Annotated in this window: 16 protein-coding genes; 9 read left to right on the top strand and 7 right to left on the bottom strand. The window is 60.5% G+C overall.

Translation table 11 applies throughout. From position 1 onward, the window contains the following. Positions 1-34 precede the first annotated feature (34 nt). The 9 genes from GXP70_RS21780 to GXP70_RS21740 all read left to right on the top strand — a co-directional run bounded on the left by GXP70_RS21780 (position 35) and on the right by GXP70_RS21740 (position 16,597). The gene (locus GXP70_RS21780; protein ID WP_162358776.1) at positions 35-1,696 is read left to right on the top strand and encodes a response regulator; all 1,662 of its coding nucleotides are present in this window, start codon (positions 35-37) and stop codon (positions 1,694-1,696) included. Between the two features lie 96 nt (positions 1,697-1,792). Further along, positions 1,793-3,094, top strand: coding sequence for an ABC transporter substrate-binding protein (locus GXP70_RS21775; RefSeq protein WP_162358775.1), 1,302 nt, complete (start codon positions 1,793-1,795; stop codon positions 3,092-3,094). 123 nt (positions 3,095-3,217) lie between these two features. After that, positions 3,218-4,099: a carbohydrate ABC transporter permease gene (locus GXP70_RS21770; RefSeq protein ID WP_162358774.1), complete on the top strand. Its 882-nt coding sequence runs from the start codon at positions 3,218-3,220 to the stop codon at positions 4,097-4,099. Between the two features lie 18 nt (positions 4,100-4,117). Further along, on the top strand, positions 4,118-4,951 hold the full coding sequence (locus GXP70_RS21765) for a carbohydrate ABC transporter permease (protein ID WP_225442515.1): 834 nt from the start codon (positions 4,118-4,120) through the stop codon (positions 4,949-4,951). 20 nt (positions 4,952-4,971) lie between these two features. Continuing rightward, the gene (locus GXP70_RS21760; RefSeq protein WP_162358773.1) at positions 4,972-6,936 is read left to right on the top strand and encodes a beta-galactosidase; all 1,965 of its coding nucleotides are present in this window, start codon (positions 4,972-4,974) and stop codon (positions 6,934-6,936) included. 50 nt (positions 6,937-6,986) lie between these two features. Next, positions 6,987-8,507 (top strand): glycerol kinase GlpK, encoded by a 1,521-nt coding sequence (gene glpK / locus GXP70_RS21755; protein WP_162358772.1) that lies wholly within the window; start codon positions 6,987-6,989, stop codon positions 8,505-8,507. 174 nt (positions 8,508-8,681) lie between these two features. Further along, complete coding sequence (locus tag GXP70_RS21750) at positions 8,682-10,370, top strand: glycerol-3-phosphate dehydrogenase/oxidase (protein ID WP_404822277.1); 1,689 nt, start codon at positions 8,682-8,684, stop codon at positions 10,368-10,370. Between the two features lie 295 nt (positions 10,371-10,665). Next, a complete protein-coding gene (locus GXP70_RS21745) occupies positions 10,666-15,939 on the top strand; it encodes an S-layer homology domain-containing protein (RefSeq protein ID WP_162358771.1) in 5,274 nt (1,757 codons plus the stop codon). A 205-nt stretch (positions 15,940-16,144) separates the two neighbouring features. Further along, positions 16,145-16,597 (top strand): VOC family protein, encoded by a 453-nt coding sequence (locus GXP70_RS21740; RefSeq protein WP_162358770.1) that lies wholly within the window; start codon positions 16,145-16,147, stop codon positions 16,595-16,597. Between the two features lie 116 nt (positions 16,598-16,713). Here GXP70_RS21740 and GXP70_RS21735 read toward each other — a convergent pair whose 3' ends face one another. The 7 genes from GXP70_RS21735 to GXP70_RS21705 all read right to left on the bottom strand — a co-directional run bounded on the left by GXP70_RS21735 (position 16,714) and on the right by GXP70_RS21705 (position 24,453). Continuing rightward, a complete protein-coding gene (locus GXP70_RS21735) occupies positions 16,714-17,457 on the bottom strand; it encodes a creatininase family protein (RefSeq protein ID WP_162358769.1) in 744 nt (247 codons plus the stop codon). Between the two features lie 84 nt (positions 17,458-17,541). Further along, a complete protein-coding gene (locus GXP70_RS21730; protein ID WP_162358768.1) occupies positions 17,542-19,065 on the bottom strand; it encodes an ABC transporter substrate-binding protein in 1,524 nt (507 codons plus the stop codon). Between the two features lie 120 nt (positions 19,066-19,185). Continuing rightward, the gene (locus GXP70_RS21725) at positions 19,186-20,079 is read right to left on the bottom strand and encodes a carbohydrate ABC transporter permease (protein ID WP_162358767.1); all 894 of its coding nucleotides are present in this window, start codon (positions 20,077-20,079) and stop codon (positions 19,186-19,188) included. Positions 20,080-20,088: 9 nt separating this feature from the next. Continuing rightward, positions 20,089-21,009 carry an ABC transporter permease gene (locus GXP70_RS21720; protein ID WP_162358766.1) on the bottom strand — a complete coding sequence of 307 codons (921 nt, stop codon included), beginning with the start codon at positions 21,007-21,009 and terminating at the stop codon, positions 20,089-20,091. Positions 21,010-21,377: 368 nt separating this feature from the next. Then, positions 21,378-22,466, bottom strand: coding sequence for a Gfo/Idh/MocA family protein (locus tag GXP70_RS21715; protein ID WP_162358765.1), 1,089 nt, complete (start codon positions 22,464-22,466; stop codon positions 21,378-21,380). Continuing rightward, positions 22,463-23,443, bottom strand: coding sequence for a Gfo/Idh/MocA family protein (locus GXP70_RS21710; protein ID WP_162358764.1), 981 nt, complete (start codon positions 23,441-23,443; stop codon positions 22,463-22,465). The genes GXP70_RS21715 and GXP70_RS21710 overlap by 4 nt, the downstream gene beginning before the upstream one ends. Beyond that, a complete protein-coding gene (locus tag GXP70_RS21705) occupies positions 23,440-24,453 on the bottom strand; it encodes a Gfo/Idh/MocA family protein (RefSeq protein WP_162358763.1) in 1,014 nt (337 codons plus the stop codon). Before GXP70_RS21705 ends, GXP70_RS21710 begins: the two co-directional genes overlap by 4 nt.

Here is a 24,453-nt window from a genome sequence, read left to right as displayed (position 1 = left end):
TGTATGGCATTGTAACAAAAGGAGTCGATTGATTATGCTGCAAGTCTTAATCGCGGACGACGAGTGGATGTTCCGCGAATATCTCCGGACGGCGCTCGATTGGGAACTGTACGGATTTCGGATATGCGGGGAGGCCAAGAACGGCGAAGAGGCGCTGGAACTGGCCAAGGCATCCCCGCCGGATATCGCGCTCGTGGATATTACGATGCCGTTCATGGACGGGCTGGAGCTGACGGAACGATTGAAGGCCGAATATCCGGCTGTCAGCGTCGTGCTGATCACGGGGCATAACGAGTTCGACTACGCCCGGCGCGCGTTGAAGCTCGGCGTGGAGGACTACATCTTGAAGCCGTTCTCGAAGGACGAGCTGACGCTTACGATGCTCAAGCTTCAAGAACGGCATCTGAAACAACGGGAAGAGCAGACGACGCTGCAGCATCACTTGCAATTAATGCGCGAGAACGTACTGGTTCGATTGGTGAGCGGCGAGCTTGCCGAACCCCATGAAGGTCTGAAGCAGCTGCTCGCGTCTTATCAGATGACGCTGGACGCGCCCGCTTATGCGGTGGCATGCATCGAAATCGACGAGATGGACCGGAAGTGGAGCGAGGTCAGCGAGCGTCTGCTGTGGAAGTACGCGGTGACGAACATCCTCGCGGAAGCCATGGAAGCGTCCGGCGGCAAACCGGTGCTCTTCAACGGACCCGAAGGGCGAATCGTATGCCTGTACGGCATATTCGAAGCGAACGGTTCGCGGATGCCGCCAGATCCGAACCGAAGCTTCGCAGCGGCGGAGAACGCGCTGCCGCGTCTGGAGCCCTTCGAGAAGCTGTGCTTGCTGATCAAAAAGTACCTGCACTTCTCCATCACTATCGGCGTAGGCGGCGTATATGATTGCAGCGTCGCCGGCATCCGCGGCTCCTACGGGGAGGCGCTGACCGCGCTTCAGAACAAGTTCGTGCTTGGCAGCGACCGCGTCATCGCCTATGGCCGGCATCTGTCCGGCGGCACGGGCAGCGCGCAATATCCGCCGGAGCTTGGCGACGAGCTGCAGCTGCTGCTCCGGGCGCAGGACGAAGCGCGGATACACGCGAAGCTGAACGAATTGTTCGTCGGGATTCGGGAGCAGCGGCTGTCCATCGACTACGCGTACGTGATCTGCATGAGCCTCGTATCGATCTGCCTCGGTTACGTGACGGAAGCGGGGCATCCGATCGAGGATTGCTTCGGGGAGCATTTCTTCCCGTACAAGGAAATTCGCGGACTGACGTCGATCGACGAGGTGGAGTCGTGGATGAAAGCATTGTTCAATAAAGCCGCGCAGTATACGCGCCGCTACAAGAAAACGCGATCCTCCATTATTGCGCAATCGGCGAAAAGCTTCATCGAAGAACGCTACATCGATTCCGAATTGAACGTTGATATCGTCGCGCAGCAGTCGTATATCAACCCCAGTTACCTGCGCGCGGTGTTCAAGAAGGAAATCGGGATGACCGTCACGGATTACATCACGCATGTCCGAATGAACAGAGCCAAGGAACTGATCGGGGAAGGGAACCGCAAACTCTCGGACATCGCGGAAGCCATCGGCTACAGCGACGGCAGTTACTTCAGCAAGAGCTTCAAGAAGTTTTTCGGCTGGTCGCCGAGCGAATACGAAAATCGGATGAAAACGAACGAAACGATGCGCGGATAATACAAATCGCCATCGTTTTTTCCATTATCGGGCCGCGTTCGCCGTTTTATAATGGGAAACGTTAAGAACGCCAGTATGAAGGGGAGGTCATTCATCATGAGAAAATGGACGCTTGCGCTCATTTCCGCCACGATGGTGATGGGTCTTGCGGCATGCGGATCCAATGACGACAAAGACAGTAACGCAGGCAATCAATCGGCCGGGAAAACGGCAAGCTCGGAAACGGTCAAGCTCCGCATCTACGCGCAGTACGCGGACGAAGATACCAAAGGGCCTTACGACTATGCGGCCGCGGAATTGAAGAAGGCGATGCCGAACGTTGAGCTCGAGCTGGACGTTCAGGCACAGGACGACGGCCAGAAACTCAAGACCTACGCGGCAACGGGGAATTTGCCGGATATCTACCAGGCCGGGCTCGACATCATCAACACGTTCAAGAAATCGAACAATATCCTGGAGCTGGACAAGTATGCCGACGATTTCAAGAGCCACATGCAGCCGAGCGCAATGAATACGCTCGTCACCGATGACGGGCATATCTACGCCTTTCCGTATGCGGGCAACGAAGTCGCGATGCTGTTCTACAACAAGGCGCTGTTCGAGTCGAATAACGTGAAAGTGCCGACGACGTACGACGAGCTGATGACGGCCGTGCAAGCGTTCAATGCCAAAGGCATTACGCCGCTGGCCCTGTTCGCCAAGGAGAAATGGCCGACGGTCGCGCTCTACGACATGTTTGCTTCGCGCATGGAGCCTGCGGGCATCACGAAGCTGGACAAAGGCGAGGCGAAAGTGAGCGATCCGGCGTTCAAGCAAGCAGCCGAAGAAATCGTGACCTTGGTCAAAGCCGGTTTGCTCCCGAAAGGCGCAACGAACCTCAACTACGATCAGGCGGCGGCGTTGTTCCATGAAGGCAAAGCGGCAATGTTCCTGAACGGCCAGTGGGAGATCGAAGCCTCGACGAAAGCGCTTGGCGACAAACTGGGCTTCATGTACGTGCCGGCGGCGGACGCGGCCGCGTATGACAGCGCCAAATTGACGTTCAGCGGCGGCGGCGGCCCGGGCGGCTACGCGGTTAACCCGTCCACGAAGAACCCGGAGCTGGCCGCGAAAGTAGCGGCGTTCATCTCCGAGAAGTACGCGGAATTCAAGTACACGCAGCGCGGTACGCCGATGGTGGCGACGAAAGTCGACGCGCCGATCGTCAATACGTTCCCTCCGGTCATGGAACAACTGTCGCAAGACATTCCGAACATGAAAACGACGGCTTTCTCGTGGGGCCTCGGCAATCCGAAATTCAAAGCGGCGATCGAAGACGCTTCCCAAAGCTTGATGACGGGCGCCTACACGGCGGAGGATTTCATTAGCGATGTCAGCAGCTCGGTTCCATCGAAGTAACGAACGTTCCGATTCATTACGCGTACTGGAAAACTCATGCCGGCCTCATGATCGGCGTGGGTTTTCCGCTTTATCGGCCCTAACCGCCCCGGCGATATTCCACCCTACGAAGGAAGTGACGACTTGCGAAAATACTTGGGCAACAAAACGGCGATTCTGCTCTTCATCCTGCCAGCCCTTCTATTATATACGGTAGTCGTGTTTTACCCGGTCCTGCAGGTGTTCTACCGAAGCCTCTTCGACTGGGACGGCCTGTCCGAAGCGAAATTCATCTTTCTGGATAACTACAAGCGTCTGTTCCATGATCATATCTTCTACACCTCGCTGTATAACAGCGCGGTATTCGCCGTCATCATCGCCGTCGTGCAAATCACGATCGGCACGCTGCTGGCATTCGCGGTCGCTGAAGTAGCGATGCGCGGAAGGAAGTTCGTACGAATTACCGTGTTCATTCCTGTCGTTCTGTCCATTACCGTGGTCTGTCAGCTATGGCTCGCGATGTATAACGGCGAATACGGCCTCATCAATAAGCTCTTCGATGCGCTGGGCATTTCCTATCGCCAGGACTGGTTGTCGAACAAGCATACGGCGATCTACGCGCTGGCGGCGGTTAACGCGTGGCAGTACATGGGCTATCACTTTGCCTTGCTGCTTGCCGGCGTCAAATCCATTCCCGAGAGTTACATGGAAGCGGCGCGGATTGACGGCGCAAGCAAAATGAAGGCGCATCTGCGCATCACCATGCCGCTGCTCGGAGAGACGTATAAATTCTGTCTGATCCTGGCTTTCACCGGCGGATTGAACGCATTCGCCAACATGTACATCATGACGAGCGGCGGCCCGGGTACGACGACGTATACGCTGACGTACATGATGTTCCGCTCGGCATTCCGAGTGGGCGAATTTGGCTACGGCAGCGCATCCGCAGCGTTTCTCGTCATCGAGTGCCTGATCGTCACGCTCATCATCAACAAGCTGATCGCGCGCGATCCCATCGTATACTAGGAAAGGAGCCGACGCCCCGTGAAGATATTCAAACTGAAACATCCCTTATCCAATATTCTTATCTGGTTGTACGCGCTGCTTTCCGTCTATCCGCTGTTCTGGATGATATCGTATTCATTGAAGGACAATAACGAGATTTTCGTCACGAATCCGTTCGGCCTGCCGATGCATCTGCGCTTCGAGAATTACAAGACGGCCTGGAAGAGCTTTAACGTGCCGCAATACTTCATGAACAGCGTTATCGTCTCCGTGGTCACGGTCGTCTTCAGCCTGACGTTCGCCGTTCTGTTCGCCTATGCCGTCGCCCGGATGAAATGGCGGCTGAGCGGCGCCGCGCGCATCTATATGACCATCGGCATGTTCGTGCCGGTACAAGTCATCATGATCCCGCTCGCGATACTCATGCGGGATTTTCACTTGGCGAATTCCTATCTCACGCTTATCGTGCCGTACATTGCGTTCAACCTTTCGTTCGCGACGCTCGTCTTCTACGGTTTCTTCCGCAGCGTGCCGGTCGATCTGGAAGAAGCGGCCTGCATCGACGGCGCGTCCATCTACCGGGCGTTCTTCAGCGTCATGCTGCCGATCATTCGGCCGTCCATCGCGACGATGGTGATCTTCGTGTTCCTCGCGGCGTGGAATGAGTTCCCGATCGCGATGATGCTGATTTCGAAGGAATCGCTGAAGACGCTCCCGCTCGGTCTGCTGTTCTTCCAAGGGCAATTCACGACCGATTGGGGCGCAATGGGCGCGGCGATGACGATTGCCAGCTTGCCTACGCTGCTGCTCTATATGCTGTTCAGCGAGCAGGTAGAGAACGCGCTGACCGTCGGGTCGGCAGTCAAAGGTTAATAGCGGGGAGTTGGAATAGCATGTACTTGGGCGTGGATTATTATCCGGAATATTGGCCTGCCGGACTCATGGACGATGATATTGACGGCATTGTCCGTCTGGGCGCCAATATGGTGCGGATCGGCGAATTTTCGTGGCATAAGATGGAGCCGGAGGAAGGAAAGTACGATTTCTCGTTCTTCGACGACGTCGTGGCCCGTCTCGCCAAGCAAGGACTGGCGACGATGTTCGGCACGCCGACGGCTACGTTTCCGGCATGGCTTGCCAAGAAGCATCCCGATATTCTGTCGGTCGACGGCGACGGGGTTCCCCGCGCGTTCGGCGGACGAAGACAATATTGCTATAATTCCGAAACGTACATCCGGTATGCCGGCGCGATTACGAGGCAATTAGTCAGCCGCTTCGCCGATGAGCCGGCTATCGTGTCGTGGCAAATCGATAACGAGCTCGGTCACGAAGGCAGCGACATGTGTTACTGCCCGAATTGCGGCAAGGCGTTTCAGTCGTTTCTCCGCAAGAAGTACGAAGGCGACATCGCGAGTCTGAACGAAACGTACGGTACGATTTTCTGGGGACAGACCTACAACGATTTTAGCGAGATTCCGATGCCGCTGCGCACGATAACGACGCATAATCCCGCGCTTCAGCTGGATTGGGCGAGGTTCCGCTCCTGGTCGGTGAACGCCTTCGCGGCGCGGATGGCGGCGATCGTCCGGGAGTTGAAGGGCGAACATCAGACGGTGACGCACAACTTGCCGGGCGGCTTCTTCCAGAAATGGTACGACCATGCGGAGCAGGCCGAGCTGCTTGATTTCGTGTCGTACGACAACTATCCGGTCTGGGGCGGACTGGCCAAACCGATCTCGCCGGCGGCGATCGCGATGGGCCATGACTTCATGCGCGGCTTGAAAGGACAAAACTTCTGGATCGTCGAGGAGCTGATGGGCGCGCAAGGCCATGACGTCATCGGTTACCTGCCGCGTCCGGGACAAGCCAAGATGTGGTCCTTGCAGGCGTTCGCGCATGGCTGTACGGATATGCTGTATTTCAGTTGGCGCGCGATGACGCGAGGCGCGGAGCAGTTCTGCATGGGCATCGTCGATCACGATAACCGGCGCGGGGCGAAGTACGAGGAAGTGCGGGATGCGTTCGAGACGATCAAACCGCACGGCGAAGCCTTGAAAGAGCCGATTCATGCCGATATCGCCGTCTTGTACGACTATGACAACGTCTGGTCCTGGCGCTTCCAGCGGCAAAGCGAGACGTTTGACTTTACGAAGGAGCTGCTGCGCCTGTATACGCCTTTCCACACGCATAACTGCCGCATGGATGTGATTCCGGCCGGCGACGCTTCCCGCGATTGGACCGGTTACAAAGTCTTGCTGGTGCCGGCGATGCAAATCATCGACGAGGCGTTGGCGCAGCGGCTGTCGGCATTCGCCGAAGCCGGCGGAACGGTCGTATTCTCGTTCCGCGCGGGCATCCGCGATCGGAACAACAATATTCATTTCGGTATGGAAATGCCCGGTTATGCTGCAGCGATGGCCGGAGTCGTCATTCATGGCTCCGAAGCGCTTCCGGAAGGATGCGAAGTTCCGGTAACCGCCGTTGACGAACGGATCGTTAAGGCACGTGAAACGACCTGCGAAGTATGGCGCGACATGCTGACGCCCACGACGGCGGAGACCCTGTACCGTTATGCGGATGCGATGTTCCCCGTCCCGGCCGTAACGCGAAACGCCCATGGCGCGGGTCATGTGTATTACATCGGCGGGGGGATTGGCGATGAGGCCATGGAAGAGCTGGCCCGCACGATGATTGCCGATCGGGCGATCTGGCATGTCGAGAGCGAGAAGGGCGTCGAGGTCGTCGTTCGCGAAGATGCCGAAGGGCGGCAGCGGTGGTTCGTCATGAACCATACGGAAGAGTCGAAAGTATTCGAAGGCAAGATCCTCGGTCCTTACGCGAGTCTAGTGAACATGTAAGCGCAGGGGCGGCACTCATGGGGGGTTACCTGGAAGAAAGGAAGAATGTGATGGCAGAAGATAACGCTCCCGTTCGCGATACGGCAGCCTATATGCTGGCGCTGGACCAAGGCACGACGAGTACGCGGGCGCTGCTCGTGGACCGTTTCGGCGCGATCGTGGCGAGCGCGCGCGAGGAGCTTCCCTTATCCTTTCCCCAGCCTGGCTGGGTCGAGGCGGATGCGGTTCAAATCTGGCATTCCGCCAAGCGCGCGATCCGGCAAGCAGTGGAGGCGCACGGAATCGCCAGCGAGCAGGTGGCCGGTATCGGCATTGCGAACCAACGGGAGACGACTGTCGTGTGGCATCGCCGCACCGGCATGCCTGTGCATCCTGCGATTGTCTGGCAATCCCGGCAGTCCGTCGATGTTTGCGATCGGCTGCAGGCGCTGGGATACGGCGACGCTATCCGCGATAAGACCGGACTGCTGATCGATCCTTATTTCTCCGGCACGAAGGTCGCGTGGGTGCTCGAGCATGTTCCGGGAGCGCGCGAGCAGGCGGAGGCGGGAGAGCTTCTGTTCGGGACGATGGATACGTGGTTAATCTGGCAGTTAACGGGCGGCCGATTGCACGTGACCGACGCGTCGAATGCATCGCGCACCCTGATGTACAACATTCATGAGCGGAAATGGGACGAATGGCTGTTGGAGGTGCTTGGCGTGCCCGCCGGCATGCTGCCCGATGTTCGCGCCTCATCCGAAGTCTACGGCTATACGCAGCCGGACTTGTTCAACGGGCCGATCGCCATAGCGGGCGCGGCCGGCGATCAGCAAGCCGCGCTCTTCGGTCAGACCTGCTTCCAAGCAGGGGATGCGAAGAACACGTACGGAACCGGGTGCTTCATGCTTATGAATACGGGCCGGGAAGCCATCGCATCCGGCAGCGGCCTATTAACGACGATTGCATGGGAAGTCGACGGACAGACGGAATATGCGCTCGAGGGCAGCGTATTCGTTGCGGGAGCGGCCATCCAATGGCTGCGGGACGGGCTTCAAATGATCGGTTCTGCCTCGGAGTCGGCCGCAATCGCCCGTCTGACCGAGAGCGCGGAGGGGGTATACGTGGTGCCCGCCTTCGTCGGTCTCGGTACGCCGTACTGGATGAGCGACGTTCGCGGCGCGATTTTCGGTTTGACGCGCGGCTCCGGCAAGGCACAGCTGGTGCGGGCGGTGCTGGAATCGCTGGCCTACCAGACCAGGGATGTCCTTGCGGTCATGGAGAAGGATTCGGGGATCACGCTTCAATCGCTGGCGGTTGACGGCGGCGCGGTTGCCAACGACGTGCTCATGCAGTTTCAGAGCGATATACTTGGCGTCCCGGTGGAACGTCCGGAAGAGCGGGAATCGACTGCGCTCGGAGCGGCCTTCCTTGCCGGGCTTGCGGTTGGTTACTGGACAGATCGGGACGCCTTGCGCGCCTTGCGCAGAGTAGAGCGGAGATTCGAGCCCGCGATGCCCGCGGAGCTGCGGCACGAGCTGTACGAGGGCTGGCACAGAGCCGTCCGGGCGGCAATGGCGTTCGTGAAGTAGAGCGAGCGGGTATTGCTGCCTGAAGTTTGCTGTCTGGAGTTCGCGTTCATTACGGTTGGAATTTCGTAGAGACCACGCAGGAGTTGATTCGGCAAGCCTGAACGGCATGCCGAGACGACCTTATCCGTGGTTTCGTTTTATTTTATCCTTCTTACATTAACTCGGGAGAGGAAGATGATCATGTTGAAAGCCGTACAAACGCGATCGTTCTCAGCGACGGATCGGGCCTCCATACTGGCTGAAATGCAACGGGAGCCGCTCGACCTGCTGGTTATCGGCGGCGGCATAACGGGAGCGGGAATCGCGCTGGATGCGGCTTCCCGCGGATTGCGAACGGGGCTTGTCGATATGCAGGATTTCGCGGCGGGAACGTCCAGCCGTTCGACGAAGCTCGTTCACGGCGGACTGCGCTACTTGAAGCAGCTTGAAGTCGGCGTCGTGGCGGAAGTCGGCAAGGAGCGCGCGGTCGTATACGAGAACGGACCTCATGTCACGACGCCGGAATGGATGCTGCTGCCGCTGTACAAGAACGGTACATTCGGACCCTTATCTACGAACATCGGACTGCGCGCGTACGATTTTCTGGCCGGGGTCAAGCGGGGCGAGCGCCGGAAAATGCTGAACCGCTCGGAGACGCTGGCGAAGGAGCCGCTGCTCAAGAGGGACGGCTTGAGAGGCGGCGGCTTCTACGTGGAATACCGCACCGACGACGCGCGCTTGACGATCGAAGTGATGAAGCGAGCGGTAGAAGAGGGGGCATTGGCGGTCAATTACGCCAAGGTGGAGACGCTTCGCTACGAACATGGCAAGCTCGTCGGCGCCGTTGTGCACGATGAGGAAGGAGACCGCGTATTCGAACTGACGGCGGCGAAAATCGTCAATGCGACCGGACCGTGGGTCGACGATATTCGTGAAATGGATCATTCCAAGGAAGGCAAGACGCTCCGGCTCACGAAAGGCGTGCATCTCGTGTTCGGCGGCGAGCGGTTCCCGCTGCGGCAGGCGGTATATTTCGATACGCCCGACGGTCGAATGGCGTTCGCGATTCCCCGCGAGGGCAAGACGTATTTCGGGACGACGGATACGAACTATACCGGCGATATCGCCAATCCGCTAGTAACGGAAGAGGATCGGGACTATCTGCTTGGCGCAGCCAATTTTATCTTCCCGGAACTTGCGCTGGCCGCAAGAGACGTGGAGTCGAGCTGGGCCGGGCTTCGCCCCCTGATCCAACAAGAAGGGAAATCGCCGTCGGAAATTTCCCGCCGCGATGAAATTTTCGTATCCCGCTCCGGATTGATCTCCATTGCGGGAGGCAAGCTGACCGGCTATCGGAAGATGGCGGAAACGGTCGTCGATAAGACGGTGTCCTTGCTGCGCGAGGTGGGAAAGGCCGGGGGGATCGGCGGCAGCGCGACCCGTTCCATGAAGATGTCGGGCGGCGATGTCGGAGGCTCGGCGAACTTCAAGGCATACGTATACGATCAGACGGTTAATGGAATGAGCAAGGGATTCAAGGAAGAGGATGCGCGGTTTATTGCGAACAGGTACGGATCGAATGCGGGCAAGCTGTTCGAACTGGCCCGAGATACGAAGGCTTGGGCGGAAGCGTTCGGACTTCCGCTCCGCTTGGCCGTGCAGCTGCGCTACGCGATCGATGCGGAGATGACGGTGCGGCCGGCCGATTTCTTCATCCGGCGCACGGGGGACTTGCTGTTCTCCGTCTCGGAGGTTCGTCGCTGGAAGAAGGGCGTCATCGCGGCGATGGCCGAACGGCTTGGCTGGACCGCGGAGCAGCGCGCCGGCTATGAAAGCGAGCTGGAACAGAAGCTGCAGCAAGCAACGGGGACGGCCCCGGAATAAGGCTGAACAGCAAGGAAAGCAGCCAATATAGCGGTAGTGATCAGCCTGTTGAACAGCCTTCAACAGGCTTTTTGCATGTCCGCCCGACGAATCAAGCCCGGAGCCGTCCTGCCTCTCATTAATTGTAAATTTTATGCGTTCGTCATTTCGAGCGAAGGAGTCCGTCGTCTTTTGTCGAATAGGGATCCTAAGAAGTCGAATATGGATCTTAAGAAATAGAACTTGCGAGAAGAGTCGCAACGCGCTCGGACCAAAGTCGCAGCCGGGACCGTATACGAACTAATGGAGGTAGCAAATGAAATTACCGCGTTTAACGAAGAAAATGGTCAGCCTCTCGGTGGCCGGATCGCTCTCGCTCTCTCTGCTGAGCGCTGCCAACGGAGCGGCCGCCGAAGCGCAGGAGCCTGTCTCGGCCACGGATATCAAGGGACATTGGGCAGAGAAGGATATCGCGCAGTGGATTGCCGACGGATGGATCACCGGCTACGGGGACGGCAGCTTCCAGCCGAACAAAGCCGTCACGCGGGCGGAATTCATCGCGCTCGTCAACCGCGCGTTCGGTTACGCGGCAGCCGGCAGCTCGGCCTTCAAAGATCTTCCGTCGTCGGCCTGGAGCTATCTCGATATCCAGAAAGCCGTTCAAGCAGGATACATAACCGGATTCGCGGATGGCACCGTTCATCCCAACGCGCCGATCACCCGGCAGGAAATCGCCGTGATCGTCGAACGGCTGCTCGGTCTGAAGCCGTCGGAGCAAGACGCAGGCTCGTTCCGGGACGCCGCCTCCATCCCGTCTTGGAGCAAGGGCGCCATCGGCGCGGCCATGGCGAACGGCATTATGGGCGGTTACGAAGACAAGACGTTTCGGCCGGCCAACGATGCGACGCGCGCGGAAGCCGTCGTGATCTTGAGCCATGCGCTGCAAGCCAAAGCGGCGCCCGCGACGTTCGCCGAAGCCGGCGTATACGGGCCGGAGACGGGCGTCCAGACGATCTCCGGCGACGTCGTCATCTCCGCGCCGGGCGTCACGCTGCGGAACACCGTTATTGAAGGCAATCTGACGTTCGCCGCCGGCGTCGGCGAAGGTGACGCCATCCTGGACCACGTCACGGTCAAAGGCACGACGCTTGTGCAGGGCGGCGGAGCGAACAGCCTCCATTTCGAGGATTCCGTGCTGCTGACGATCGTCGTAGACAAATCGGCCGGCACCGTCCGGATCGTGGCGGAAGGCTCGACGACCGTCGCTTCCGTCGTGATGCAGACCGGAGCGACGCTGGAGGAAAGCGAATTGACGGGGGAAGGCTTCACGGACGTTCAATTAAGCGCCTTGCTGCCCAAAGGCGCGCTGATTACGCTCATCGGTTCCTTCGATGACGTGAACGTGTCCAGCGTCAAGGTCCAAATCGCCATTCCGAGCGGCTCCGTGCAGCAGATCACCGTCGGCGAGAATGCCGAAGGCAACGGGTTCGACGTCGGCGCTTCAGCGAGAGCCGTGAATCTCGTGCTCTATGCGGCTGCGCAGTTCGTCGGCGGCGGAACGATCGAATCCGTTCAGACGATGAATCAGGCGGCGCGCGATGCGAGCACCTTCCAGACGAAGCCATGGCGAATGCAGGACGGGAGCGGTTCGGCACACCAAACGCCGCCGCCGAGCAGCGGCTTGACCCAGCAGCAAATCGACCAGCAGGCGGCCGATCGCGTATCGGCGTTGATCGCCGCGCTTCCCGCCGAGGCGGATTTGACGCTTGCCGCGAACGAAGCGGGCGTCGGCGCAGCGAATGACGCTTTTGCCGCTTTGAATACGGCTCGACAAGCGTTGGTGTCGACCGAGAACCAAGCCAAGCTGACCGGAGCGGTCGCGCGGATCGCCGAGCTTAAGGCGGACAAGGCCGCGGCGGACGCGGTTGTCGCACTGGCCGCGGCTTTGCCGGCGGCGGACATCCTTGCGCTGGCCGACGAAAGCGCCGTGACCGCGGCGAACGATGCATTCGCGGCCTTGACGGCCGTCCGCCAAGCGCTGGTACCGGTGGAGACGCAATCGAAGCTGGCCGGCGCGGCCGCTCGAATCGCCGAGCTCAAGGCAGACAAAGCCGCGGCGGACGCGGTCGCCGCGCTGATCGCGGCGCTTCCTGCGACCGGCGGCTTGAAGCTGGCGGACGAAGCGGCCTTGAAAGCGGCCGACGATGCCTTCGCGGCCCTGACGGCAGGGCAGCAGGCGCTCGTTACCGAGGAGAATCGCGCCAAGCTGACCGGGTCGGCAGCCCGAATCGCCGAACTGAAGGCGGACAAAGCCGCGGCGGATGCCGTTAGCGCGCGGATCGCCGAGCTTCCGGCAACGGCGAGTCTGACGCTGGCCGATGCCGACGGCGTCGGCGCGGCGAGCGACGCGTTCGCCGCGTTGTCCGCGGCGCGCAAGGCGCTTGTCGCGCCGGCCGACCAAGACAAGCTGGCCGACGCCGTCGACCGGATCGCCGAATTGATCGCGGACCAAGCCGCCGCCGATGCGGTTACGGCTCGTATCGCGGCTTTGCCGGCAATCGCCAGCCTCGCGCTTGGCGACGAAGCCGGCGTGGCCGCGGCGAACGACGCGTACGCCGCGTTGACGGGCGTTCAGCAGGCGTTAGTCTCGCCTGCGGACGTTACGAAGCTCGCGGACGCGGTCGCGCGGATCGGCGTGTTGAAAGCGGACAAGGCGGCAGCGGACGCCGTCATCGCCTTGATCGAGGCATTGCCGCCGACCGGCAGCCTGGCGCTTGCCGACGAGACGGCCGTTAACGGAGCGAACGGCGCGTTTGCGGCCTTGACGGGCGATCAGCAGACGTTAGTGTCCGCCGCGAACCAAACCGCGCTTGCGGACGCGGTGGCGCAAATCGCGAAGCTGCAGGCCGACCGGGCGGCAGCGGACGCGGTCATCGCGCAAATCGCGGCGCTCCCGGCAGCGGCGGACCTTGCGCTCGGCGACGAAGCCGACGTGACCGCGGCGAACGATGCCTTCGCCGCGTTGACGGGCGATCAGCAGGCCTTGGTAGCGTCGGCGGATCAAACGAAGCTTGCGGATGCGGTCGCGCAAATCGCGAAGCTGAAGGCCGACCGGGCGGCAGCGGACGCGGTCATCGCGCAAATCGGAGCGCTCCCGGCAGTGGCGGATCTTGCGCTTGGCGACGAAGCCGACGTGACCGCGGCGAACGATGCGTACGCCGCCTTGACGAGCGATCAACAAGCGTTGGTGTCACCTGCGGATCAAACGAAGCTTGCGGATGCGGTCGCGCAAATCGCGAAGCTGCAGGCCGACCGGGCGGCAGCGGACGCGGTCATCGCGCAAATCGGGGCGCTCCCGGCAGTGGCGGACCTTGCACTTGGCGACGAGGCCGACGTGGCCGCGGCGAACGATGCCTTCTCCGCCTTGACGGGCGATCAGCAGGCGTTGGTGCCGCCGGCGAACCAAACCACGCTTGCGGAAGCGGTCGCGCAAATCGCGAAGCTGCAGGCCGACCGGGCGGCAGCGGACGCGGTCATCGCGCAAATCGCGGCGCTCCCGGCAGTGGCGGACCTCGCGCTTGGCGACGAGGCCGACGTGGCCGCGGCGAACGACGCCTTCTCCGCCTTGACGGGCGATCAGCAGGCGTTGGTGCCGCCGGCGAACCAAACCAAGCTTGCGGACGCGGTCGCGCAAATCGCGAAGCTGAAGGCCGATCAGGCGGCAGCGGACGCCGTCATCGCGCAAATCGGGGCGCTCCCTGAAGCGGCGGACCTTGCGCTTGGCGACGAAGCCGACGTGACCGCGGCGAACGATGCCTTCTCCGCCTTGACGGGCGATCAGCAGGCGTTGGTGCCGCCGGCGAACCAAACCAAGCTTGCGGACGCGGTCGCGCAAATCGCGAAACTGAAGGCCGATCGGGCGGCAGCGGACGCCGTCATCGCGCAAATCGCGGCTCTCCCTGCAGTGGCGGACCTTGCGCTGGTGAACGAAGCGGCCGTCGGCGCGGCGAACGATGCTTACGCCGCGTTGACGAGCGATCAGCAGGCGTTGGTGCCGCCGGCGGATCACACGAAGCTCGCGGATGCGGTCGCGCGAATCGGCGTTTTGAAAGCCGACCGGGCGGCAGCGGACGCGGTTATCGCCTTAATCGAGGCATTGCCGCCAACCGGCAGTCTGACGCTTGCCAGCGAGACGGCCGTTAACGGAGCGAACCAAGCGTTTACGGCTTTGACCGGCGACCAGCAGACGCTGGTGTCCGCCGCGAACCAAACGAAGCTCGCGGACGCGGTCGCGCGAATCGGCGTATTGAAAGCCGACCGGGCGGCAGCGGACGCGGTAATTGCGTTAATCGGGGCATTGCCGCCAACCGGCAGCCTGACGCTCGCCAACGAGGCGGCCGTTAACGGAGCGAACCAAGCGTTTACGGCCTTGACGGGCGACCAGCAGGCTTTGGTATCCTCGAACGACAAGAACGCGCTGACGGCGGCGGTCGCGCGCATCGCCGATATGAAGGCGGACAAAGCGGCAGCCGATCTGGTCACCGCACAGATCGCGGCGCTGCCGGCCGCGGCCAGCCTCACGCTGGCGAACGAAGCGGCCGTCAATGCCGCTCATACCGCCTTCGAGAACCTGACGCCGGCCCAGCAAACTTATATCGCGGCGAACGATCTGTCCGCGCTGAATGCGGCGGTCGTCAAGATCTCGGATCTCAAAGCCGACCGGGCGGCAGCGGATGCCGTCATCGCGCAAATCGCGGCCTTGCCTGCGGCCGGCAGTCTTACGCTTGCCGACGAAGCGGCCGTAACGGCTGCCAGAGCCGCGTACGACGGCCTTACGGCAGCGCGGCAAGCGCTGGTGACCAACCTGAACGTGCTCGTTCAAGCCGAAACGAAGATCGATCAGCTCAACCACCCGTACTTGACGAGCTTGCCGTTGACGAGTCTCGATTTCGCGACGATCGCCGCTACGCAGGCGATGGGCGTGAGCAGCGCTGTGCCCGGCAGCACGGACTTTGCGAACAATACGATCGATTTCACGATTGAGTTCACGTATGCGAACGTGCCGAGGACCGTACATGTCCTGCTGAATTGGAACATCGATCCGAACGGCTTCACGCCCGGGCAGATCGTCGGCGGGGTAGTCGACAGCGACATTCAGCAATTCTGCCTGGATAACCATATTGACCTGATGCAGCGTCCGATCGAGGCGTACGGCGAAGGAAATACGTTCACTATCCGCGGGGCCATGCCGGGCGCGCAGGGAAGCTTCAAGATCGGGGGACGGGACGCAAGCAGGTTCTTCGGCGCACAGACGATATTCGCGGGCACCGACACGAACACGTCCAAGAACCGCGCGTTTACCGTCGGCGACGGCACGCGAACGGCGTCCATCGCTCTGACCGGTACGTACGCGACGATGGACAGCTTCGTCTCGGCGATCAATTCGAAGCTTCGCAGCGCGAACGTATCCGCGGTCGCCGCGAAAGTCGACGATACGCATTTCACGATCGCGCCGAGCGTCACGGGCGGTTCGATAACGATCGGCGGAGCCGACAAGGACCAATTCTTCAGCGTTCTGCAATTGAATTAACGGTTGTCGTCCGCAAAAAGAGAAGCAGGCATCGAGTTCGCTCGGTGCCTGTTTGTCCGTTGTGCGCGGCTCCGCTGTCTGCAAAGTTCGGATTTCCCGTTTGAGGAGGTGCCGCGCCGGCAGATGTTGGATAAATGATTATTCCTGTTAGAATAGAGACGAAGAGGATCAGATACTAAATTTGCACATATAGGGAGATGAAACGATGGCAAATAACAAATTACTGCGAATGGACAACGTCGGTATCGTTGTCGAATCTCTGGATGACGCCATTTCTTTCTTCGAGGAGATTGGCTTGAAGCTCGAAGGACGAACCACTGTCGAAGGCGAATGGGCCGGCCGCGTAACCGGGCTGGGTTCGCAGCGCGTAGAGATTGCTATGATGGTTACCCCGGACGGACACAGCCGGCTTGAGCTTTCGCGATTTCTCACCCCGCCCGCGATAGCGGATCACCGGACCGCTCCCGTGAATGCCCTCGGTTATCTGCGCGTCATGTTCACCGTTGCGGACATTGACGAATTGGTAGCCAGACTCGCGAAGCGCGGCGCTCAGCTCGTCGGCGAAGTGGTTCAGTACGGGGACTCGTATCGGCTCTGCTACATTCGCGGAACCGAAGGACTTCTAATCGGGCTGGCGGAACAACTCGGTAATCGATAGGCGGCGTTGGCGGCGGCTCGACAAGCCGTTATAGCCCGCGAAACCGCGCCGCCGCCCCGAGGCGGCGGATTAGCGGATCATGCCGCTCGTACGGCGGCGCTCGGGAATTTGCCGTCTCACTTCTTACCGTTGGCCGACAGTTCGCGCGCCCAGCCGTCGATGCAGAAGTCGATCCAGCGGCGGCCTTCGGCTTCCGTCGCTTCCAAGGTATCGAGCAGCCAATCGGGGAGCGGTCCGTCGTGCATCGACAAGCGCTCCAGGCTCACCGTCTCGGGAGCGGCGGCCATCATGAGCTGCGTCTCGCCTTTGCCCGCATGGCCGACGGGCATGCGTTCGCCGTCCGGTTCCGGATAGGCGGAATAGCCATCGAGGCCGGCTACTCGGATGAGGCCGAATATATTCGGCTCCGGCGTTTGCAGGTAATCGCCCCGTCCCCAGCCGGTTCCCCATTTCGACGTCATCTCGCGGACAAGCTCGGCGGCGGCCATCCGGCAGGCGAGCGACTGCAGTCCTTCGGAGCCTTGATGATGCTGGAGAATATAAATCCGGCGGAAGCCGATCGCCAGCAGGCCGCGCAGCGCTTCCTTCACGTAGCGTTGGAAGACGCCCGGATCGAAGTCGATCTCGCCTTCATCCGGACCGCCGGCCCAGCTGAGCGTAGAACCGTAAGCGAGGGGCGGCGCGACGATGGCGCCGCTGCGCCTTGCCGCTTCTTCGGCGACGTAGCCGGCGAGCAGAATGTCGGTGCCGACCGGCAGGTGGTAACCGTGGTATTCAATGACGCCTGCGGCCATGATGACGGGCGTATTCGCGCCGACGGCCGCTTTGATTTGATCCGGTCTCATATGGGTGAGCAGCATGGAATCGTCCTCCTTTATCCATCCAAATTCGTCAATGCGCGAAAGCAAGAGAGAGCGGGGCATTCGCGCCCGCTCTCTGCCGTCTTATTTGCTTGCCGTCCAAGCGTCGAGCTGCTTCTGGACTTCGGCGACGATCTTGGGCAGGCCGGCTTTGTCCAGCTTGCCGAGGAATTCATCCAGTTTCTTGGCCGGATCCACGCTGCCCGTGACGAGCAGCGGCTCGTACTCGTCGCGCACCGCTTTCACGTTGGCGATTTCCGTCGCGATCGGCTGCGTGTCGAGCGAGAAGCCCATGATCGGCGAAGGCGTCGCGCCCTCGTTCTGTTTCTTCGTCTCGTCGAACACCTCTTGCGATTGCCCGTCCAGCAAGTAGCCGTTGAACGTATTGCCGAAGACCCATCCCGTGTTCGGGGCATATCCCCCGGCATCGTTGATTTTGACCGTGTTGTCGTTCACTTTGGTGTAGTGCTTGCCTTCGACGCCGAAGCTGATCGCGTTGAACAGGTCTTTGTCGGTGTTCAGCAGGTTAATGAACTCCATCGCTTTCTCGGGATGCTTGGATGCCTTGTTGATCGCGTTCAGCGTCGTGATGATCGATTTCGTGCTCACGTAAGGCTCGGAGATCATCGCGGTCTTGACGTCGAAGCCGCCGTTCGAGTTCTTGATGCTCGTCTCGACGCCGGGAGGCATGGAAAGGCCGAACGTGACCGGGAATTTGCCTTGCGATTGCAGCTCGCTCATATTCTTGATGGATACGACGTCAGGCTTGATGTAGCCCTTCTGGTACCAATCGCGCATGGTTGTCACGTAGTTCTTGTATTCGTCGGTGTTGAAGAGCGAGATGACTTTGCCCGGTTCGGACGACTTGATGCCGACGCCCGTTCCGATGCCCGCGTCGATTTGCTCGTAACCGAGCGGATGCAGCGTATCGAGGAACAGGCCGTCCTTGCCCATCAGCAGCGGGTATTCGTTCGGCTCGGCTTGCTTGAGCGTCGCCAGATACGGCTCGATGTCCGTGAACGCTTTCAACGTTGTCAAATCGAGCGGGTACTTGTCCAGGTAACGCTGCTGGATCGAGAAGCCGGAACGGTTCGTGACCGTTTGGTAGTTCGGCACGCCGTAGATCTTGCCGCCGACCTTCGTGGCATCCCAGACGAACGAAGGCATGCTGGCTTGCAAGTCGGGACCGTACTTGGCAAGCAGATCGTCCAGCGCAAAGAAAGCGCCCTTCTGCGTATTCTGCACGTAGTTGAAGCTCCAGTTGGACGTCCAGGCGATGTCGAATTGCTCGCCGCCGGCGACGGCCGTGTTCAGCTTCTGCTCGTAATCGCCGAAGTCGTAGGGCTCGAGCTTGACGGTCGCGTTGATTTTCTCCTTGGTGATCGCATTGACGGCATCTTGAACCGAAGCCAGATCGGCTTGCGCCTGCGGCTGCGGGTAATGCCAGACCAGTTCCACGGTTGCTTCGGACGCGGCGTTGCCGCTGCCGGACGCCGAAGCGTTATTGCCGGACTTCGCGCCGTCGTCGGCGTTGCTGCCGCAAGCGGCAAGCACGAGCGAAGAGGCGGCAAGCAGGGAAAGCATTTTGGCCGTATTGCTTTTGTTCATGGTGACACCCTCCTGTGAATGAAGAAATGAATAATGCTATGGCATGAACTGCTTCGCCGCCGGCCGGTCTTGCAACGGGTGCGGACCGGGCCGCGAACGAAGCGAGGACAACCCGCTGGTTTAGCCTTTCAGCGATCCGACCGTAATGCCGGATACGAAGTAGCGCTGGAAGAACGGGAAGATGATCATCATCGGGCCGGCGGAGACGATCACCATCGCCATCCGGACGGACAAGCTCGGGAACTGCTTCAGATTGATGCCGGACTGCAGCATCTGGGGATTGCTCGACAAGAACGTGATCGTGTTCATGATCTTGTACATCAACTGCTGCAAGGAGAACAGCTTCGCGTCGTCGATGAACAAGAGCGGCAGCCACCAGTCGTTCCAATACCCGAAGGCGATGAACAGCCCGATCGTGGTCAAGGCCGGTACCGACAGCGGCATGACGATGGCCATGAAGATGCGCCATTCGCCGGCGCCGTCGATTTTGGCGGACTCGTTGATTTCCGTCGGCAGCTGCTCCAGAAACCCTTTCATGATCATGATGTAGAACGGGCTGAGCATAGCCGGCAGGATCATCGCCCAGATCGTGTCCTTCATATGAAGGTAGTGGGAGACGAGAATGTAGAACGGTACCAGTCCGCCGCTGAACAGCATCGTGAAGAAGACGTACAGCGTGGTCGCCCCGCGGAACATGTAGTCCTTGCGCGAGATGCTGTAGGACGTAAGCGCGGTCAGCAGCAATCCGAGCACGGTGCCGACCGCGGTCACGAGAATCGTGACCCCGTAGGCGTGAAGGATCGTTTCCGGCACTTTGAACAGCACCTGGAACGCGTACGCGCTGAATTTGCTCGGGATGAACTGGTAGCCATGCGCGTTCAGCGCGTTCTCGTCCGTGAAAGCGATCGAGACGACGAGCAGGAAGGGAAGCAGGAAACAGAGCGACAACAGAATAAAGAACAGATGGAGGAGAGCGTTCCCCCAGGAAAAGCGGCTATTTGCTTGCGTATGCATGACGCTCACCTACCACATGGAGTTTTCGTTATTGATTTTTTTGACGACGAAATTCGATGCAAGCACCAGGACGAAGCCGACCAGCGACTGGTAGAACCCGACCGCCGTGGACATCCCGAGATCGTTGATCGTGCGCAGCGCCCGGTAAATGTACGTGTCGATGACGTCCGTCGTGGAATAGACGAAGCTGGAATCGTTCGGCACCATGTAGAACAGTCCGAAGTCGGCCCGGAATATGCCGCCCATGGCCATGATGAAGAAAATGACGATCAGCGGCGTCAGCAGCGGAATCGTGATCGTGCGCATCATTCGGAACTTGGAGGCCCCGTCGATGCGGGCCGCTTCGTAATAGCCGGTATCGATTCCGATGACGCCGGCGTAATAGATCAGCGTCTGCATGCCGATCGTTTTCCATAGGCTGACGATGTTTAAAATCCAGGGCCAGCGGCTCGCTTCCTGATACCAAGGGATGTGCTCCATGCCGAGCCAGCCGAGCAGCTGGTTGACGAAGCCGTGATCGTGATCCAGGAAAGCGAATACAATGTAGCTGATCACGACCCAGGATAAGAAGTAGGGCAAGAACATGACGGTTTGATAGAACTTGATGAACTTGCGCGTGATCTCGTTGAGCAGAATCGCCAGGAAGACGGACACGACGGTCGTGAGCACGAAGAAGCCGACGTTGTAGAGCACCGTGTTCCGCGTGATGACGAATGCTTTGTCATTCTCGAAGAAGAAGCGGAAGTTCTTGAGACCGACCCACTCGCTTCCGAAGATGCCTTGATCGTAACGGTAGTTCTTGAACGCAATGATCAGGCCGAGCATCGGAATGTACGCGAAAATCAACTTGTAGATGATCCCCGGCAGCGACATGAAGAAGAGCGTGCGGTTCTTTTTGAATCGTTTTGCGAAGCTTTGCGAATTGGCCATGAGTTCACCTCGTGTACTTGTCGTTCTGAGGCTATTATGGCAAACGGGCGATCATGCGGAGAAGCGACAATACCCGACAATATGCGCATTCGGGGCGTATGACAAAATCGAAGATTTGGGACAACGGGCGTGCAGTCCCGGTAAAATAGAGGGGTTTGACGCGGTTCGGGGCAGCGCGGGGGCAGCGAATGGCTGTACGGGCGGGGCAAGCATGGGGCGGTTTACGGGGCAGTACAGGGCAGTACGGGGCCGGTACGGGGCGTCCATCGGCGCCGGCCGCATCGCATGGCGCAAGGCGGCTTGCGCGCAAAGCGCCAAGAAGCTTCCGGCGCCGCGGGAGCGGTGGCTCGGAAGCTTCTTGGCATCGTTTATTGCACGGTATGCGTCTCCGCGGATTCGACCGCGCGGTAGATGGTCCGCAGGACGGGTTCGAATCGTTCGAACGTATATGGCAGCCATGAACCTTTGCCGGCTGCTTCGACGGCTGCATCGGGACGAACGGTCGCCTGTGCGGCCGGTCTCATGTCCGGCCGCGCTTCCAGCCAATGGTCGAGCGGTCCCCAAGGACCGTCGTATTCGGCGGGCGGGCAAGGGACGGAACGCCGGCGGCCGAGCGGCGAGTAGATGCGCAGCCCGTCATCGGTCAAGACGGCGGAGCCGTGGGAGCCTTCGAACGTCACTTCGCCGAGGTAGCTGAACGGCTTGCGCTTGGAGCACCAGACCGTCTCGTAGTTAAGACGGTAATTCGCGGTTTCCGCAAGCATGGAAGCGACCGTCCGCGTGCCGGCCTGCGAGAACGAAGGCGCGTACGAATGCGCGTACACGCGAACGGGATCGAAGCCGAACAAATCGTGCAGGACGCTGAAATGATGATAGCTGAGATCTTCGAGCGACAAGTGGCGGTAATGGCTCATCCAGTCGTATCGTTCGATCGGAAGCAGGCAGCGCCACGTGATCTGCTCGATGGCGCCGAGCTTGCCTTGGTCCAACAGCCGCTTTAACGCGCGAACGGAAGGCATGTAACGGTAAAATTCGCCGACATACAAACGGCCGGGACCGGCGTCCGCGGCCGCGCGCAGCCGGTTCACGTCGGACATGGCGTTCAAGCGGAGCTTCTTGGCCATGACGTCGATGCCGGCGCGCAGGAGCAGCTCGGTCGCTTCATGATCCGTCTTCTCGGCGCTCGGCACGCTCATGCAAGCGATGTCCGGCGCGACGGATGCCAGCGCTTCCGCGACGGAGACGAACAACGGGCATGCGAGCAGCTGCGGAGACAGGCCGTCCGGCTTGCCTTCCGGCCATTCGCCGTACGAGTCGACGATGCCGACGACGTCGAAGCCGGGCCGCTCCCGCCAGTGCTCCAAACCTTCCGTGCCGATGAGCAGAAGACGCGGGGTATGCGGCTTCGCTCGTACGGCTTGCGGCGGCTCCGGGTTATTCTTCGCGATCATGCTCATCGGCCGATCCTCACGGGCTGTCCGCGAAGCGACGATTCGTACGCGGCCAAGGCGACGCGCACGGCTTCCAGTCCGTCTTCGCCCGAGATGGGCGGCGGCGTGTCGTTCTTGATGCAGTCGACGAACGAGGCGACCAGGCCGCTATCCATGTCGGAGCCCCAGTTAACCCAGGACGTCTTGAGCGTGTCGTCCTTATGAACGACGATATTTTGTTTGAACAGGTCGACGTTGCTTACCCCTGCGCTGCCGACGATTTCGAGCCTGACGTCGCCCCAGGTCGGGAACGATTTGGTCCGCGACCAGGACGGATCGAGCGAAGCGATGACGCCGTTGTCGAAGGCGAAGACGAGCACGCCGCAATCGTCGGCGGGAATGTCGTGGAAGCGCGTGTCGATCTCCGCGTATACTTCGGCGACGTTGGCGCCGGGCATGATCCAGCGCATCAGGTCGACGACGTGAACGGTATGGTCGATTACGGCGCCGCCGCCGGACTTGGCGCGGTCGACGAACCAGCCGCCCGGCATCGTGCCGCGGTTCGTGCCCTGAATGGCGCGGATGCTGCCGAGCATGCCGCTCTCGATGTCGCGTTTCATTGCCGCCGCTGCAGGATGGAAGCGGCAAGGAAAGGCGGTCATCAGCTTGACGCCGGCGCTGCGGGCCGCCCGCACGATGTCCGCGGCGCCTTCGAGAGAGTCGGATAACGGCTTCTCGCATAAAATATGCTTGCCCGCTTGCGCGGCGGCGATCGCCAGCTCGCGGTGCGCGGCATTCTCGGAACATATGATGACGGCATCGATATCCGAAGCAAGGAGCTTATCGTAATCCTTGCTCCAGGCCGTGTTGAAATCGTTGGCGGCTTGGCGGCCGCGGGTTTCGTCGGCTTCCGCGACGCCGGCGATGTCGACGCCTAGCTTGCGGAGGCCGTGCACGTAGGCATAAACGTGCATGTGGGCAACGCCCAATAATCCGACTTTCATTCAGCATTCCCCTTTCCGAAGGTATCCATTTCCACGGCTTTGCCGGACAGCGCGGACTCCATGCAAGCGAGGCTGATGCGCAGCGCTTCGTAGCCGTCCTCGCAGGTGACGATCGGCTCTGCGCCGCCCGCGATGCAGTCCAGGAAGTGCGCCAATTCGTCGTCGTAAGGGCTGCGGGCCAGCGCGCTCTGCGGCACGTGCACGGCAGGCTGGTTCGATTCCTTGGCGGAAAGCTGCGCGCGGTTCGTCACGCTATCCTCCGAATTGACGGTCAGGATGCCCGCGCTGCCGGCGACTTCCAGCCTTGTCGCGAAGCCGTCCGGGTAGGACCAGGAGCCGTTGGCGTAGCCGATCGCGCCGCTCTTGAAACGCAGCGTAACGAAAGCGTGATCGGGAGACGTCTTGTCGCCTGCAGCGAGCGTGCTGCGGGCATAGACGCGCTCGACGTCGCCGAACGTCCAGCGCAGCCAATCGAAATCATGCAGCAGGAGGTCGAGCAGCACGCCGCCGGATTGCGCGAAGTCGGCGTACCAGCCGTCGTAGCCGCTCGGCGCCGCGCTGACGCGTTCGGCGCGGACCGTGCCCGGTTCGCCGATTTCGCCGGCGCGGATCAGTTCGCGGACTTTCGCGTAATCCGGGAAGAAGCGCACGACGTGGCCGACGTACAGCTGGACCCCGGCCGCGCGGCATGCCTCGATCATGTCGCGGGCGTCGGCGAGGTTGCCCGCGATCGGCTTCTCGCAGAGGACATGCATGCCGAGAGCGGCAGCTTGGAGCGTGTATTCTTTGTGCATGAACGTAGGCAGGCAAATATCGACGACGTCCGGCGATTCCGCCGCCATCAATTGATCAAGCGAAGCGTAGGCGCGGGAACCGAGCCGTTCCGCCAATGCGGAAGCCGTCCCGATGCGGGGATCGACGATCCCGACGAGCTCGGCGCGCGGGTTTCGCGCATGGGCTTCCGCATGAACGGTGCCCATGGAGCCTGCGCCGATGAGTGCGATTTTCAT

This window comes from Paenibacillus lycopersici (assembly GCF_010119935.1).
GTDB lineage: Bacteria > Bacillota > Bacilli > Paenibacillales > Paenibacillaceae > Paenibacillus_Z > Paenibacillus_Z lycopersici.
Note: the sequence above shows the minus strand (reverse complement) of the source record. Positions and strands in the feature narration are given on the sequence as shown.

Excerpts from the sequence above, each read along its gene's own strand:
- GXP70_RS21780 (WP_162358776.1), top strand. The coding sequence starts at position 35 with ATGCTGCAAGTCTTAATCGCGGACGACGAGTGGATGTTCCGCGAATAT.
- GXP70_RS21775 (WP_162358775.1), top strand. The coding sequence starts at position 1,793 with ATGAGAAAATGGACGCTTGCGCTCATTTCCGCCACGATGGTGATGGGT.
- GXP70_RS21760 (WP_162358773.1), top strand. The coding sequence starts at position 4,972 with ATGTACTTGGGCGTGGATTATTATCCGGAATATTGGCCTGCCGGACTC.
- glpK (WP_162358772.1), top strand. The coding sequence starts at position 6,987 with ATGGCAGAAGATAACGCTCCCGTTCGCGATACGGCAGCCTATATGCTG.
- GXP70_RS21750 (WP_404822277.1), top strand. The coding sequence starts at position 8,682 with ATGATCATGTTGAAAGCCGTACAAACGCGATCGTTCTCAGCGACGGAT.
- GXP70_RS21745 (WP_162358771.1), top strand. The coding sequence starts at position 10,666 with ATGAAATTACCGCGTTTAACGAAGAAAATGGTCAGCCTCTCGGTGGCC.
- GXP70_RS21740 (WP_162358770.1), top strand. The coding sequence starts at position 16,145 with ATGGCAAATAACAAATTACTGCGAATGGACAACGTCGGTATCGTTGTC.
- GXP70_RS21735 (WP_162358769.1), bottom strand. The coding sequence starts at position 17,457 with ATGCTGCTCACCCATATGAGACCGGATCAAATCAAAGCGGCCGTCGGC.
- GXP70_RS21730 (WP_162358768.1), bottom strand. The coding sequence starts at position 19,065 with ATGAACAAAAGCAATACGGCCAAAATGCTTTCCCTGCTTGCCGCCTCT.
- GXP70_RS21725 (WP_162358767.1), bottom strand. The coding sequence starts at position 20,079 with ATGCATACGCAAGCAAATAGCCGCTTTTCCTGGGGGAACGCTCTCCTC.
- GXP70_RS21720 (WP_162358766.1), bottom strand. The coding sequence starts at position 21,009 with ATGGCCAATTCGCAAAGCTTCGCAAAACGATTCAAAAAGAACCGCACG.
- GXP70_RS21715 (WP_162358765.1), bottom strand. The coding sequence starts at position 22,466 with ATGAGCATGATCGCGAAGAATAACCCGGAGCCGCCGCAAGCCGTACGA.
- GXP70_RS21710 (WP_162358764.1), bottom strand. The coding sequence starts at position 23,443 with ATGAAAGTCGGATTATTGGGCGTTGCCCACATGCACGTTTATGCCTAC.
- GXP70_RS21705 (WP_162358763.1), bottom strand. The coding sequence starts at position 24,453 with ATGAAAATCGCACTCATCGGCGCAGGCTCCATGGGCACCGTTCATGCG.